The sequence below is a fragment of the Streptococcus sp. HMSC10E12 genome, assembly GCF_001807855.1.
Lineage (GTDB): Bacteria > Bacillota > Bacilli > Lactobacillales > Streptococcaceae > Streptococcus > Streptococcus salivarius.
Map to the genome: position 1 here is coordinate 214,364 of NZ_KV791087.1, position 13,330 is coordinate 227,693.

A 13,330-nucleotide genomic window follows, 5' to 3' on the forward strand; every position below is an offset into this window, starting at 1 on the left:
AAAAAAGACTTAGAGCTTAGCTCTAAGTCTTAAGTATTATTCGCCTACGAAAGCATTGATTTCTGCTTCGATGTTAGCAATTTTTTCTTTAGCATCTGCTTCAGATTCACCAACTGTAGCAATGTAGAATTTGATTTTTGGTTCTGTACCTGAAGGACGAACGGCAAACCATGAATCATCAGCCAAGATGTATTTAAGTACGTTACTTGGAGGAGTTGTTAATTTTTCAACGCCGTCAGCAGTAGTAGCTGTTTGTTCCAAGAAGTCTTCAGTCTTAGCAATATCTGTGTTGTTGAATTGTTTAGGAGCATTGCCACGGAATTTATCCATGATTTTCTTGATTTCAGCAGCACCATCAACACCTGAAAGGGTAACAGAGATTGTTTTTTCTGCGAAGTAACCGTATTGTTTGTAAATTTCTTCGATACCGTCTGCCAAAGTCATACCACGTGAGCGGTAGTAAGCTGCGATTTCAGCAACGATAAGTACTGCTTGGATAGCGTCTTTGTCACGTACAAATGGTTTGATAAGATAACCGAAGCTTTCTTCGAAACCGAGCATGTAAGTGTGGTTATGTTGTGTTTCAAATTCATGGATTTTTTCACCGATAAATTTGAAACCAGTCAAGACGTTAAACATAGTTGCGCCGTAGCTTTCTGCAATCTTAGTAACCAACTCAGTTGATACGATTGATTTACAGAGGGCAGCATTGGCAGGAAGGGTACCAGCTGTTTTGTGAGCTTCAAGAATATATTTAGCAATGATAGCTCCGATTTGGTTACCAGAAAGGTTGAGGTAAGAACCATCTGGTTGGCGGATTTCAACACCAAGGCGGTCAGCATCTGGGTCAGTTGCAACCAATACATCAGCGTCTACTTTGCGACCAAGTTCTTCAGCAAGAGCAAAGGCAGCTTGGCTTTCAGGGTTTGGAGATTTAACAGTTGAGAAGTCAGCATCTGGAACGGCTTGAGCTTCAACAACTTGAACTGCTTCAAATCCAGCTTGGGCAAGGGCACGACGAGCCAACATTTCGCCGGTACCATGAAGTGGAGTGTAGACAATCTTCATGTCACGACCGTATTCATTGATCAAGTCTTGGTTGATGTTAACACCTTTCACTTCTTTCAAGTATTCAGCGTCGACATTTTCACCGATAACTTCAATCAAGCCGTTAGCTTTGCTTTCTTCAAGGTCAGCCAATTGTACAGTGAAAGGATTTTCGATAGCACGGATGTAATCTGTCAAAGCATCGGCATCTGCAGGTGGCATTTGTCCACCGTCTTCACCATAAACCTTGTATCCATTAAACGGAGCAGGGTTGTGGCTAGCTGTTACCATGATACCAGCAAATGTGTGGAGATGACGAACAGCAAATGACAATTCAGGTGTTGGACGTAGGCTTTCAAATACATAAGATTTGATACCGTGTGCAGCCAAAACTTGAGCAGATTCAAAAGCAAACTCTGGAGAGAAGTGACGGCTATCATAAGCAATAGCAACACCACGTTTTTTAGCTTCTTCCCCTTTTGAGTCAATCAATTGGGCCAAACCTTCAGTTGCTTGGCGAACAACGTAAATGTTAATGCGGTTAGTACCGGCACCAATCAATCCACGCATACCAGCTGTACCGAATTCAAGGTTGGTATAGAAGGCATCTTCTTTCGTTTTTTCATCCATTGCGACCAACTCATCACGAAGGTAAGCAGGCAATTCAGCAAAGTCGAGCCATTTTTGATAATTTTCAGTGTAAGACATAGCAATCTCCTTTATATTTTTAAACGCTTACATTATACCATAATTAAAGAAAAAAAACATGGTAATTACCATGTTTTTTCTTTATTTTTTCAATCGCAGTAACACTGGTGTGATACTTAGAGTTAACAGACCAGCGATAATCATTTCAGCAATCGAATTTGTTGTGAAAATGGTTGCCATTAGTGTTTTTCCACCCGCTGTGTAGAAGTTAGGGATTAAGAAGTAGATGCCAATAAGTACGAAAAATGTATTTGTGAAAGCACCTAAAACCCCAGATAGAGTCAAACCTAGACGGTTTTGAAGTAACTTGTAGACAAAGTAAGGGAAAATACCGATTAGGATGCGAGGGACGATGGCAATGACTGCAGATGCCCAAGTTCCCCCTTCAACAAAGGGACTAAAGAGATAGCTACTAACCGTATAAATGATTGTATTACGAACAATACTCATAATTCCCATGAAACCACCCAAATAGGCTCCAATTTTAGGACCATAGACGATACTAGCAATAATAACTGGGATGTGCGTTAGGGTTGGTTTAATTGGAAGTACAAAAGCGGCAAAGATGGTTTGACTAAGTACTTCGATAACAACCATAGTCGCTATCAAGAGCGCTAACTGCGCTGTTTGGTTTGCTTTATTTTTCTTATTCATCATAAACTCCTTTTTATTCTCTACAAGGCTATTTTGTTAAAGCATTGTTAATGGATTCAATAATGTCATCGATATCAGCTAAGGCACCGCGTCCCGTATCTCCACAAGCCAGTAAACCTGATTTTGGAAGAATTTCTTGGTAGCCAAGGTCATGCAAAGTATCTAAATTTTTCCTAGTCAGTGGATTTTCATACATTTTCGTATTCATTGCAGGGGCAATTAGTTTTGGGGTAGTGCTAGGTAAAGCTAAAGCAGTAGCAGTAAGCATATTATCGGCCATACCATGTGCTAATTTGGCAATGGTATTTGCTGAAGCTGGAACTACAATAAAGAGGTCAGCTTCTTTTCCTAAGTCAATATGATTAATACGTTCAGCTAATTTTTCTTCCATGACATCAGTGTGAACGGGGTTCTTCGAGAGAACTTGAAGTGTCAGAGGGGTGATAAAGGCTTGAGCAGCTTCAGTCATAATGACGTGAACGTCATAACCTTTTTTCTTTAACCTACTTGTTAGATCAGCTGCTTTATAGGCAGATATTGATCCTGAAACAGCAAGGATGATACGTTTAGTCATGGCATATCCTTTCAAATAAGGCTCGAGCAATCGCAGATTTAGTCGTAACTTTCTCCTCGTTTTTTTCGTCAACAAGATAGGCAATATGCTGATTTGGAGTAATGTCACTCAAGTCGTTGGCAACAATAATATCAGCTTTGTTGTGTTTCAGACTTGCACGAGCAACCTCAAAAAGCTCTTCTTTACTTACATTAACCAAAAGTTTGAAGCCAATCAATTGAATATCAGGATTCCATTGTTTGACGAGGCTAATGACCTTCGGTGTTTTTTTAAGAAAAAGAACCTGATAATCAGAAGCCGATGATATCTTGCTTTCAGTGTTAGATTTATGCAAGAATTGAGCGAGATCTTCGGTGTCCTCCAGTTCAGCAAAATCCGTCATATAAATAGGAGTATAATCAGAGACTGCCATACTATGTATAAGAACATCGTGCTCTTTGACGAGTGGCTCCATCTTTTTGAGAAGACTTTCTACGTTCGTAATTTCTGTAATCTTTAGATTTTCTTTCGGTTCTGGTTTAACCGCTGTCTTGGTCGTTACTAAGGTTACTTGGTGACCCTTAGCCAAGAAAAGTTCAGCGATTTCCTTTCCTAGATAACCTGTTGAATGGTTTGTGATTCCACGTACAGCATCAATCTTTTCAGTGGTACCACCCGATGTAATCAAAATTTTCATAGTAGTATTGTACTAAAAATTGGGTCTTTAGTAAATAAAAAGTAAGTATTTTTGAGGCGTACCCCTATAAATTAAAGTTATAACGATTTATAACAAAACAAAAACCGAACATTGAAAAGTAATTAACCAAAAATAATGCGTTTTTTATCAAACTCTGATATAATAGATTCTAGAAAAATATAGAGGAGTGTCTCATGAAAACAGATATCGAAATTGCTCAAAGTGTAGAATTAAAACCAATCACAGAAGTAGTTGAAAAAGTTGGAATCGGCTTTGACGATTTGGAACTCTACGGAAAATATAAGGCAAAATTGTCATTTGATAAAATCAATGCTGTCAAAGACAATAAGCCAGGAAAATTGATTTTGGTGACAGCTATCAACCCAACACCAGCTGGTGAAGGGAAATCAACCATGTCAATTGGTCTTGCAGATGCTCTTAACAAAATTGGTAAGAAAACAATGATTGCCCTTCGTGAACCATCACTTGGTCCGGTTATGGGAATCAAAGGTGGTGCTGCAGGTGGTGGTTACGCTCAAGTGCTTCCGATGGAAGATATCAACCTCCACTTCACAGGGGATATGCACGCTATTACTACAGCAAATAATGCTTTATCAGCCCTTCTTGACAATCATATTCACCAAGGGAATGCTCTCGGCATTGACCAACGTCGTATCATTTGGAAACGTGTGGTTGACCTTAATGACCGTGCGCTTCGTCATGTAAACGTTGGTCTTGGCGGACCACTTAATGGTATTCCACGTGAAGATGGTTTTGATATTACTGTTGCGTCTGAAATCATGGCGATTCTTTGCTTGGCTACTGATATTAATGACCTTAAAGAACGTTTGGCTAACATTGTAGTTGCCTACCGTTATGACCGTACACCAGTTTATGTACGTGATCTTGAAATTGAAGGTGCGCTTACCCTTATTCTTAAAGATGCCATCAAACCAAACTTGGTACAGACAATTTATGGAACACCAGCCTTGGTACACGGTGGTCCATTTGCCAATATCGCTCACGGATGTAACTCAGTTCTAGCTACAGCTACAGCTCTTCGTTTGGCTGATTATACGATTACTGAAGCAGGTTTCGGTGCTGACCTTGGTGCTGAAAAATTCCTTGATATCAAGACTCCAAACCTCCCAACAACTCCTGATGCCGTTGTTATTGTTGCGACACTTCGTGCCCTCAAAATGCACGGTGGGGTAGCCAAAACTGACCTCTCTGAAGAAAATGTTCAGGCTGTTCGTGATGGCTTCGCAAACTTGAAACGTCATGTGGAAAACGTTCGTAAATTTGGTCTTCCAGCAGTCGTTGCTATTAACGAATTTGTTGCTGATACAGAAGCTGAAATTGCAGCCCTTAAAGAACTTTGTGCAGAAATCGATGTTCCTGTTGAATTGGCTAGCGTTTGGGCTAATGGTGCTGATGGTGGTATTGACCTTGCCAACGCAGTAGTTGATGCTGTTGAAAATGGTAATGCCGACTATAAACGTCTTTATTCTGATGATGATAGCTTGGAAGAAAAAATCACTAAGATTGTTACTGAAATCTATGGTGGTAAATCAGTTGTCTTCGAGAAAAAAGCTAAGAACCAACTCAAACAATTTGCAGAATTCGGTTGGGATAAATTGCCAGTATGTATGGCCAAAACACAATATAGCTTCTCAGATAACCAATTCTTACTTGGAGCACCAGAAGGTTTTGATATCACTATCCGTGAATTTGTTCCTAAAACAGGTGCTGGATTTATCGTAGCTCTTACAGGTGACGTCATGACAATGCCTGGTCTTCCAAAAGCACCAGCAGCCCTCAAGATGGACGTGGCTGAAGACGGAACAGCTGTTGGTTTGTTCTAAGAAGAAATATCGATATAAAACAGTACCTATTGGTGCTGTTTTTTGTTTGAGTTATGAAAAACTTAAGGAAAGTTTAGTAGACTAAATCTAAATAAAAGAAGATCAAAGCACTAGATGATTACGTCTATTTTAGATATAATGATAAAACTTAGTCAAAGTGTTATTTGTATCTTTGACACCTAACAAGGGGGATAACTATGATTAAAATACTACTAGTAGAAGATGATTTGAGTTTGTCGAACTCAGTTTTTGATTTTTTAGATGACTTTGCTGATGTGATGCAAGTCTTTGATGGAGATGAAGGTCTCTACGAAGCTGAAAGTGGCGTCTATGATTTGATTCTTTTAGACCTTATGTTACCTGAAAAAGATGGTTTCACGGTTCTTAGAGAATTACGTGAAAAAGGTGTAACAACTCCTGTACTTATCATGACGGCTAAGGAAAGTCTAGACGATAAGGGGCACGGCTTTGAACTGGGGGCAGATGACTATCTAACCAAACCTTTCTATTTAGAAGAGTTGAAGATGCGTATTCAAGCACTTTTGAAACGCTCTGGTAAATTTGATCAAAACACACTTTCTTTTGGAGATGTTCGTGTCAATCTTGCTACAAATTCAACCTTTGTGGGGGATAAAGAAGTAGAACTTCTTGGTAAAGAGTTTGATTTATTAGTTTACTTCTTACAAAATCAAAATGTCATCTTGCCTAAGTCACAAATTTTTGACCGTCTTTGGGGATTTGATAGTGATACCACAGTATCAGTTGTCGAGGTTTATGTTTCTAAAATTCGTAAGAAACTTAAAGGAACAGACTTTGCTGCTAACCTCCAAACCTTGAGAAGTGTGGGGTATATTTTGAAGAATGCTGACTAAATTTTTCAATTATCTCTTTAGGAGAATCAAGTCAGACGGATTTAAGTCGTTCATTCATTTCTTTGCCACTTTTTCTGGTATTTTCCTTATCATGACTGTCATGATTTTACAGATTTTGAGTTATGGCGTTTATTCCAATGTGGACTCTAGTCTGAAAATGGCAGCCACTAAGACCAATTCTTATTTAGAAATGGAAATGCTCAAACGGGAACTTTTTCTGACTTCTGAGGTGGATCAAAATAATACGACAACCATTTACCAAGCCTATGATACTAAAGAGTCGACAGCTGAAACACCTGACTCGAGTGGCTCTAAAAAAGAACCTAAGAAGAAATCAAAAATTGAAGATACCCCTCACGATTTATCTGTTGCGGCAAATACTAGTGTCTTGGTACTTGATAAGAATGGAAAAGTCCTTAATGTTGTTGATAAATTTTCAAGCTTATCCAATTTACCAATAGACAAAAATAACATTGATGTTATCAGCAAGGGAAGTGCTCAGAATTATTTCGATCAAACGGAAAAGTACCGTCTGATTACTGAAAAAGTAGACAATAGTCTCTATCCTGATGCTAAGTACCTTGTTATTGCGATTAATACAACTCAATTGGAAGAAGCTACTGAACGTTATGTTAAGCTCATTGTCATCATGATGAGTTTCTTCTGGCTCTTATCTGTTGCGGCTAGTATGTATTTGGCCAAGTGGTCAAGACGTCCTATCCAGGAAAGCTTGGAGAAGCAGAAGGCTTTTGTTGAAAATGCTAGTCATGAGTTACGCACGCCACTTGCAGTTATCCAAAACCGTTTAGAAGTTCTTTTCCGAAAACCTGAGAGCACCATTTTAGATAATTCTGAGAATATCGCATCAAGTCTTGATGAAGTACGTAATATGCGTCTTTTGACGACTAATCTCTTGAACTTGGCTCGTCGTGACGATGGTATTAAACCAGAAATCGAAACCTTAGAACCTGCTTTCTTTGATACAGTATTTACCAACTATGCCATGATTGCAGAAGAAAATGAGAAAGGTTTCACGGCTCAAAACCAAGTTGGTCGTCCAATCCAGACTGATAAAACGTTATTGAAACAGTTAATGACCATCTTATTTGATAATGCTATTAAATATACGGAGGATGACGGACATGTTACCTTTACTGTCCGCACTAATGACCGCCATCTTTATATTTGTGTAGCTGATAATGGTCCTGGAATATCAGATAGTGATAAGAAAAAAATCTTTGATCGATTTTATCGCGTAGATAAGGCTAGAACCAGACAAAAAGGTGGGTTTGGACTTGGCTTATCCCTAGCGCAACAAATTGTTTTAGCCCTTAAAGGAACAATTGTTGTAAAAGATAATCAACCAAAGGGAACGATTTTTGAAGTTAAGATCACCGGAGTTTAATTAATAAAGAAAACCTGCTAGACGATAATCTAGCAGGTTTTTTAGGTAATAAAAAAACTCCTAAATGGAGCTTTCAATTAGTTAGCCAATTTAGCTGCAAGACGTGATTTATCGCGGCTTGCTTTGTTTTTATGAATCAAACCTTTAGAAGCGGCTTTATCGATGCTAGCTGATGCAGCACGGTAAGCTTCTTCAGTTGGGTTAGCGTTGAATGCTTTAATAGCAGTACGCAAAGCTGATTTTTGAGCTGAGTTTTTTTCGTTTTGTTTAACGTTAAGTTCAGCGCGTTTGATAGCTGATTTAATATTTGCCAATGTTTTCACCTCCAAAATTTATCTAACTATGTCATTATACGTTATTTTAGGCCCCTTTGCAAGCTTTTTCTATTTTTTTAAGTGGATGAAGTCGATTTTATGATTGTCTCCCTTGTGAAGAATCAGTTCAGCTCGACTTCGTGTAGGTTCGATATAATTTTCCAGGTTAACCAAATTGATATCACGCCAGGTTTTTTGTGCTAAAGATAAAGCTTCATCCTTACTAAATTTAGTAAAACTATGGTAGTAGTTGTTTTCATCTTTTTTGGCAAGCTCAAGAAGGGTTTGAAAACGTTCAAGATACCAGGATTCGATATTATTAACTTCAGCGTCAATGTAGAGAGAAAAATCAAAATAGTCACTCATGTAAAGTCGTTGGTTAATAGGGTTCTGGAAAACATTAATCCCTTCGACAATTAGAAAATTGGGCTGTCTGATTTCTTGGGTAAGTCCTGGTACAATATCATAAATTTCATGAGAGTAAACAGGAATATTGACATCACCACCATTTTTTATAGTATCTAAAAAGTTGAGAAGAAGTGGCATATCGTAGGACTCAGGGAAGCCCTTACGATTAAGGATGCCTTTTTCTTTCAAGGTTTGGTTAGGATAGAGAAAGCCATCAGTTGTCACAAGTTCAACATTAGATTGGGGAAAGGTACGCTGCAACAAGAGTTGAAGCAAACGACTGGTAGTGGATTTGCCAACAGCAACTGAACCAGATACCCCAATAATAAATGGACGGTTAGTCTGTGATTTTTGTAAAAAGATACTTTTAGAAAAGGTCAGATCATTGGCAGTTTTCTGATAGATACGAATAAGATTGATAAGAGGAAGATAAATGTCACTAACTTCTTGCACATCGATCTTATCATTAAGGCTGCGAATGGAATCCAGTTCTTCTGCAGTCAATGGGGCATTGTCCTCTTTATGAAGGCGTTGCCATTCCTTGCGTGATATCGTTTCGAAATTGATAAATTCATTTAACATAAATAACATTATAGCAGAAAAAAAGGTCGAATGTAAGCCTTGTCATTTCACTAGCCTTACTTTTCTATTTATGATACGATAGAGAAAAAGTACTATCTAGAAGGAAAAAACAATGTCAAAAATGTATTATGCTGAGACGCCAGATGCGGCTCACGATATTCACGATTTAAAGGTAAACTTATTAGGAGAAAGTTTTCAGTTTTATACAGATGCTGGGGTTTTCTCTAAAAAAATGATTGATTTTGGGAGTCAAGTGCTTTTGAGTGCATTAGATTTGGAAGCTGGCAAAACGCTTTTAGATGTGGGTTGTGGCTATGGTCCTCTCGGTATCAGTTTAGCCAAGGTCCAAGGAGTTAAAGTCACTATGATTGACATCAATAGTAGGGCGATTGATTTAGCTAGACAAAATGCTCAACGAAATAAGGTTGAAGCTACTATCTTCCAATCAAATATCTATGAAAATGTCACTGGAAGTTTTGACTATATTATTTCTAATCCACCTATCCGTGCGGGCAAGAAAGTGGTTCATCAAGTTATCGAGGAGGCATATGATTATCTCAATCAAGGTGGTAACCTAACTATTGTTATTCAGAAAAAACAAGGTGCTCCGTCAGCTAAGGCTAAGATGGAGGATGTGTTTGGTAATGCTGAAGTCGTTAAAAAGGCTAAAGGATATTATATCCTTAGAAGTGAGAAATTATGAGAACAGTTGATTTAATTGAAAAGAAAAGAGATGGTGGCGAGTTAAGCACAGAGGAAATTTCATATCTCATTAATGGCTATGTGTCTGGGGAAATACCAGACTATCAGATAGCTGCTTTGGCGATGGCGATTTATTATCAAGGTATGTCTATTCGTGAAATCCATGATTTGACCACTGATATGGTTGCTTCAGGCGAACAATATGATTTGTCAGAAATTCCAGGTATTAAGGTAGATAAACATTCGACCGGAGGCGTTGGTGATAAGGTAACCATCATTCTGATGCCGCTTGTAGCTAGCTTTGGCGTTCCAGTGGCTAAGATGAGTGGTCGTGGTCTCGGACACACAGGTGGAACAATTGACAAATTAGAGTCTATCAAAGGTTATCAGGTTGAGCGTAGCAAGGAAGAGTTCATTCGGCAAGTTAAAGACATTGGGATTTCCCTTATTGGTCAGTCTGAGCATTTGGTTAAGGCTGATAAACTTCTTTATGCCTTGCGTGATGTCACTGCAACAGTAGATTCCATTCCTCTAATCGCAAGCTCTGTTATGTCCAAAAAGATTGCAGCAGGCGCTGATAAGATTTTACTGGATGTTACTGTTGGTCAAGGCGCTTTCATGAAAAATATGTCTGACGCTGAGAAGTTGTCAGAGACCATGGTTGCACTAGGGCATGAGGTCAATCGTGAAACGATTGCAGTTATTACAGATATGAGTCAGCCACTAGGTAAGGCTATTGGTAACCGTTTAGAAATCACAGAGGCTATTGAAATTATGCAAGGTAAGGGACGTGAAGATATCACTGACTTTATCTGTGAGTTGGCTGAGATTCTATTAGATTTGGCTCAGGTCGAAGCTAGCCAAGAAGAGATTCGTCAGCACTTAGTGGGTGGAAAAGCCCTTGCTAAGTTTGAAGAACTCATTCAAGCTCAAGGTGGTGATTTGACTGATCTTTATCGTCATAGCAGTGCTCCTGTTGTGACAGATATTCATGCTCATGAAACAGGTTACATTAAAGAGTTACCTGCTATGGCATTTGGAAAATTCGCTATGCAATTAGGAGCAGGTCGAGCTACGAAGTCAGATAGTCTTAATTATGAAACAGGAATTGTATTTGAAAAGAAAGTTGGCGATTCTGTGACTCAAGGAGACCTTATTGCCAAGGTCTATAGCCAAGAAATTTTATCTGAAAAAATGCTGACTGAATTCGAAAAAAATGTTATTATGGGTAGTAAATGTAAAGAAACGACAGAAATATTAAAGATAATTCGCTAACCCTTAATTTAATTCTAATCAAGGAGTTTGTCTATGTCTGTTAATAGCTATATTGACCATACCTTACTAAAAACTGATGCTAATAAAGAACAGATTCTTTCCTTAATTGATGAGGCTAAGAAGTATGAGTTTGCCAGCGTCTGTGTTAATCCAACTTGGGTCAAAACGGCAGCTGAATTGCTAAAAGATAGTTCTGTTAAAGTTTGTACGGTTATCGGTTTTCCTTTGGGAGCATCGACTTCTGCAGTTAAGGCTTTTGAAGCCAAGGATGCTATTGCCAATGGGGCGGATGAAATTGATATGGTAATCAATATCGGTGCTCTTAAATCTAGAAATCTTAAATTAGTTGAAGACGATATTAAAGCTGTTGTTGAAGCTAGTGGAAGAAAACTTGTGAAGGTTATTATTGAAACTTGTCTATTGACTGATGAAGAAAAGGTCGAAGCTTGCCAATTAGCAAAACTGGCAGGTGCAGATTTTGTGAAGACATCTACAGGGTTTTCTACTGGTGGTGCTACCATTGAAGATATTGAACTTATGCGAGAAGCTGTTGGTCCTATTATGGGAGTCAAGGCATCTGGTGGAGCACGTACACTTGAGGCGGCTAAAGCCTTTATCAAAGCTGGTGCAACCCGTATTGGTACTTCGTCAGGAGTGGCCATAATGAAAGGGCAAGAAAGTCATGACAGTTATTGAAAAAGAGCAAGTGATAGAAGCAGCTCGATTGGCAGCAGAAAATGCCTATGTTCCCTACTCTAAGTTTAGAGTTGGTGCGGCTTTGATTACAAAAAATGGAGAAATCTTTCAAGGCTGCAATATAGAAAATGCCTCTTTTGGATTGACCAATTGTGCAGAAAGAACGGCTATTTTTAAAGCGGTATCTGAAGGACACCGTGACTTTGAATGTCTCGCAGTATACGGAGACACCAAAGAGCCCATCTCACCGTGTGGTGCTTGTCGCCAAGTGATGGTTGAATTTTTTAAATCCGATTCTAAAGTGATTCTTATCGCTGAAGATAAATCGACAGTCGAGATGACAGTCGGAGAGTTGTTACCATACTCTTTTACGGACTTACAATAGTCTAGTTGTTTTATTCTTTATTAAGCAAGTTTTCTTGCAAGTTATAGGAGGAGTGTTCAAGATGAAATTGAACAAGAAAATTATCGGTCTTGGCCTTGTTGCTGTAGCAGCACTTGGTCTTGCAGCATGTGCTCGTGGCGGACGTGGTGGATCAGCAGCTGATTCTAAAGTTAAAGCTGCTATCGTTACAGATACTGGTGGGGTAGATGATAAATCATTTAACCAATCAGCATGGGAAGGACTCCAAGAGTGGGGTAAAGCTAACAAACTTAAAAAAGATTCTGGCTTTACTTACTTCCAATCAAACTCAGAGTCTGACTTTGCAAACAATATGTCAGCCGCTCAAAGCCAAGGTTACAACCTCATCTTTGGTGTTGGTTTTGCCCTTCATGATGCTGTTTCAGATGCTGCTAAGGAACATGAAGATGTTAACTACGTAATCATTGATGATGTTATCAAAGACCAAAAGAATGTTGAGAGCGTTTTGTTTGCCGATAACGAAGGTGCTTACCTTGCAGGTATCGCAGCAGCAATGCAATCAAAAACAAATAAAGTTGGTTTCATTGGTGGTCAAACATCAGATACAATTACACGTTTTGAAGCTGGTTTTACAGCAGGTGCCAAATCAGTAAAACCTGACATCGACGTACAAGTTCAATATGCTGAATCATTCTCAGACGCTGCTAAAGGTACAACAATTGCTTCAACTATGTATGCTTCAGGCGTTGACGTAATCTACCAAGCTGCTGGTGGTACTGGTACTGGTGTTTTCACAGCTGCTAAAGAAGTTAACGAAAAACTTGATGCTGAAAGCGATAAGAAAGTATGGGTAATCGGTGTTGACCGTGACCAAACAGCAGAAGGTAATTATACATCTTCAGACAAGAAAAAATCTAACTTTGTTTTGACTTCAACAATCAAACAAGTTGGTACAGTTGTTAAAGATATTGCTAACGGACAAGTCAAAGGCGATAAATTCGAAGGTGGTAAAACTAAGACTTACGGTATCAAAGACGGTGGTGTTGACATTGTAACGTCTAATCTTCCTTCAGATATCAAGGATGCAGTAGAAAAAGCTAAAGAACAAATCAAGAATGGTGAATTGAAACCAACTGATGGTCTTAGCAAATAATAGTTAAGTATAAGTCTTTATAGAACTTAGACTGA

At 38.8% G+C, this 13,330-nt stretch carries 14 protein-coding genes; 8 read left to right on the forward strand and 6 right to left on the reverse strand.

Annotated features, from left to right (window positions below):
* Positions 1 to 36: 36 nt before the first annotated feature.
* The 4 genes from HMPREF3112_RS04165 to HMPREF3112_RS04180 form a co-directional block, all read right to left on the reverse strand.
* Entirely contained in the window at positions 37 to 1,755 is a 1,719-nt protein-coding gene (locus HMPREF3112_RS04165; protein WP_070438306.1) for a phospho-sugar mutase, read from the reverse strand.
* An 81-nt stretch (positions 1,756 to 1,836) separates the two neighbouring features.
* Positions 1,837 to 2,409: an ECF transporter S component gene (locus HMPREF3112_RS04170; RefSeq protein WP_070438309.1), complete on the reverse strand. Its 573-nt coding sequence runs from the start codon at positions 2,407 to 2,409 to the stop codon at positions 1,837 to 1,839.
* A gap of 28 nt (positions 2,410 to 2,437) precedes the next feature.
* Complete coding sequence (gene coaC / locus HMPREF3112_RS04175; protein WP_070438312.1) at positions 2,438 to 2,983, reverse strand: phosphopantothenoylcysteine decarboxylase; 546 nt, start codon at positions 2,981 to 2,983, stop codon at positions 2,438 to 2,440.
* On the reverse strand, positions 2,976 to 3,659 hold the full coding sequence (locus tag HMPREF3112_RS04180) for a phosphopantothenate--cysteine ligase (RefSeq protein WP_022496696.1): 684 nt from the start codon (positions 3,657 to 3,659) through the stop codon (positions 2,976 to 2,978). Before HMPREF3112_RS04180 ends, coaC begins: the two co-directional genes overlap by 8 nt.
* A gap of 194 nt (positions 3,660 to 3,853) precedes the next feature.
* Between HMPREF3112_RS04180 and HMPREF3112_RS04185 the strand changes: the two genes are divergently transcribed.
* The 3 genes from HMPREF3112_RS04185 to HMPREF3112_RS04195 all read left to right on the forward strand — a co-directional run bounded on the left by HMPREF3112_RS04185 (position 3,854) and on the right by HMPREF3112_RS04195 (position 7,801).
* Positions 3,854 to 5,524, forward strand: a complete 1,671-nt coding sequence (locus HMPREF3112_RS04185; RefSeq protein WP_004182072.1) for a formate--tetrahydrofolate ligase — start codon at positions 3,854 to 3,856, stop codon at positions 5,522 to 5,524.
* A 197-nt stretch (positions 5,525 to 5,721) separates the two neighbouring features.
* Positions 5,722 to 6,396: a response regulator transcription factor gene (locus HMPREF3112_RS04190; RefSeq protein WP_002891134.1), complete on the forward strand. Its 675-nt coding sequence runs from the start codon at positions 5,722 to 5,724 to the stop codon at positions 6,394 to 6,396.
* Positions 6,386 to 7,801: a sensor histidine kinase gene (locus HMPREF3112_RS04195; protein ID WP_037600837.1), complete on the forward strand. Its 1,416-nt coding sequence runs from the start codon at positions 6,386 to 6,388 to the stop codon at positions 7,799 to 7,801. The genes HMPREF3112_RS04190 and HMPREF3112_RS04195 overlap by 11 nt, the downstream gene beginning before the upstream one ends.
* Positions 7,802 to 7,878: 77 nt before the next feature.
* Here the strand turns inward: HMPREF3112_RS04195 and rpsT are convergent, their stop codons facing one another.
* Together rpsT and coaA are read right to left on the reverse strand one after the other, a co-directional pair.
* Entirely contained in the window at positions 7,879 to 8,115 is a 237-nt protein-coding gene (rpsT, locus tag HMPREF3112_RS04200) for a 30S ribosomal protein S20 (protein WP_004182129.1), read from the reverse strand.
* 69 nt (positions 8,116 to 8,184) lie between these two features.
* The gene (gene coaA, locus HMPREF3112_RS04205) at positions 8,185 to 9,105 is read right to left on the reverse strand and encodes a type I pantothenate kinase (RefSeq protein WP_022496694.1); all 921 of its coding nucleotides are present in this window, start codon (positions 9,103 to 9,105) and stop codon (positions 8,185 to 8,187) included.
* 112 nt (positions 9,106 to 9,217) lie between these two features.
* Here coaA and HMPREF3112_RS04210 point away from each other — a divergent pair, with 112 nt between their 5' ends.
* From HMPREF3112_RS04210 to HMPREF3112_RS04230, 5 genes are all read left to right on the forward strand, one after another.
* The gene (locus HMPREF3112_RS04210) at positions 9,218 to 9,808 is read left to right on the forward strand and encodes a class I SAM-dependent methyltransferase (RefSeq protein WP_014633038.1); all 591 of its coding nucleotides are present in this window, start codon (positions 9,218 to 9,220) and stop codon (positions 9,806 to 9,808) included.
* Positions 9,805 to 11,082, forward strand: coding sequence for a pyrimidine-nucleoside phosphorylase (locus tag HMPREF3112_RS04215; RefSeq protein WP_070438315.1), 1,278 nt, complete (start codon positions 9,805 to 9,807; stop codon positions 11,080 to 11,082). Before HMPREF3112_RS04210 ends, HMPREF3112_RS04215 begins: the two co-directional genes overlap by 4 nt.
* Positions 11,083 to 11,115: 33 nt before the next feature.
* Positions 11,116 to 11,778 carry a deoxyribose-phosphate aldolase gene (gene deoC, locus HMPREF3112_RS04220; RefSeq protein ID WP_070438318.1) on the forward strand — a complete coding sequence of 221 codons (663 nt, stop codon included), beginning with the start codon at positions 11,116 to 11,118 and terminating at the stop codon, positions 11,776 to 11,778.
* Positions 11,765 to 12,163 carry a cytidine deaminase gene (locus HMPREF3112_RS04225; RefSeq protein WP_070438321.1) on the forward strand — a complete coding sequence of 133 codons (399 nt, stop codon included), beginning with the start codon at positions 11,765 to 11,767 and terminating at the stop codon, positions 12,161 to 12,163. Before deoC ends, HMPREF3112_RS04225 begins: the two co-directional genes overlap by 14 nt.
* 67 nt (positions 12,164 to 12,230) lie before the next feature.
* Positions 12,231 to 13,295 (forward strand): BMP family lipoprotein, encoded by a 1,065-nt coding sequence (locus tag HMPREF3112_RS04230; RefSeq protein WP_305366750.1) that lies wholly within the window; start codon positions 12,231 to 12,233, stop codon positions 13,293 to 13,295.
* The last annotated feature ends 35 nt before the right edge of the window (positions 13,296 to 13,330 follow it).